Origin of the sequence: Streptomyces sp. NPDC002130 (assembly GCF_040296465.1) — a bacterium.
Taxonomy (GTDB): domain Bacteria; phylum Actinomycetota; class Actinomycetes; order Streptomycetales; family Streptomycetaceae; genus Streptomyces.
Genome location: NZ_JBEOXI010000793.1, coordinates 1 through 1,496, shown reverse-complemented (window position 1 = coordinate 1,496; position 1,496 = coordinate 1). Strand labels below are relative to the sequence as shown.

The following is a 1,496-nucleotide window of genomic DNA, read 5'->3' as shown; positions in this document are numbered from 1 at the left end:
AGCAAATCGACGAAGAAGGATTCCGGCGGCGAGAAGAAAGTGCCGGTCGGCGGATATGTGTTGCGGGACGAGCCGATCGAGCTGAACGAGGGTCGTCCGCGTTTGAAGCTGCGAGTCCGAAATACCGGTGACCGTCCCATCCAGGTGGGTTCGCACTATCACTTCATGGAAGTCAATCGCGCGTTGTCGTTCGATCGTGAACAGTCCTTCGGCTGGCGCCTCGATATTCCCGCGGGCACGGCGGTCAGGTTCGAGCCGGGCGACGAGAAGGAAGTGACGTTGGTGCCGTTCGGCGGCAAGCAACGAGTGCAAGGCTTCAACGGACTTGTCGACGGTTGGGCGCCGACCCACGCCGCCTACCGGCCGAGGCTTCCCGGAGCCGTCCAGCGTGCCGAAGAACTCGGCTTCCTGTCCGAACCTCAAACCGACTGATTCTCGTTCACGGCGGACGAAGGAGAGCAACACCCATGACAAGCATTTCGAGACAAGAGTATTCGGGTCTGTTCGGGGTTACCACGGGTGACCAGATCAGGCTCGGCAACACCGACCTGTACATCGAGGTCGAGGAAGATCTTCGAACCATCGGCGACGAGTCGATCTACGGCGGCGGCAAGACGCTGCGCGACGGCATGGGCCAGGATCCGGAGTCGTGCAGCATCGACGGTGCCCTCGACCTCGTGATCACCAACGTGGTTATCGTCGATGCAACCATCGGCGTCGTCAAGGCAGACGTGGGAATCAAGGACGGGAAGATCGTCGGCTGGGGCAAGGCGGGAAACTCCAGCACGATGGAAGGCGTCACTCCGGGGCTGACGACCGGTCCGGCGACCGACGCGATCTCCGGTGAGCAGATGATTCTCACTGCCGCCGGCATCGATCCACACGTGCACCTCGTGTCACCGCAGCAGGCGTATCACGCGCTCAGTGGGGGAGTGACCACGCTGATCGGTGGCGGCATCGGCCCGACCGACGGAACCAACGGCACCACCATCACTTCCGGTATCTGGAACATGGAGATGATGCTCAAGGCCAACGAGGGTTTGCCGGTCAACGTCTGCATGTTGGGCAAGGGGAACTCGTCCGGGCATCAGTCGCTGGTCGAACAGATCAAGGCCGGTGCGGCCGGTCTGAAGGTCCACGAGGACTGGGGCGCAACCCCGGCCACGATTCGTGAGTCTCTGCGGGTGGCAGACGAAATGGATGTTCAGGTCGCCATTCACACGGATACGCTCAACGAGGCCGGCTACGTCGAGGACACCATCGCGGCCTTCGAAGGACGCACGATTCACACCTATCACAGCGAGGGCGCGGGTGGCGGCCACGCACCCGACATTCTGCGGGTGACGGGAGAGGACAACGTACTTCCGGCGTCGACCAACCCGACGTTGCCGTACGGCATCAACACTCAGGCCGAACTCTTCGACATGATCATGGTCTGTCACAACCTCAATCCCAAAGTGCCCTCGGATGTTTCTTTTGCCGAGTCCCGCGTTCGC

The 1,496-nt window shown here is 61.7% G+C and carries 2 protein-coding genes; both read left to right on the top strand.

Going from position 1 to position 1,496, the window contains the following annotated elements; all coding sequences use genetic code 11:
- On the top strand, positions 1-432 hold a 432-nt coding region (locus tag ABT116_RS45600; RefSeq protein WP_351647007.1), incomplete at its 5' end, for an urease subunit beta.
- Between the two features lie 35 nt (positions 433-467).
- On the top strand, positions 468-1,496 hold a 1,029-nt coding region (locus ABT116_RS45595), incomplete at its 3' end, for an urease subunit alpha (RefSeq protein ID WP_351647004.1).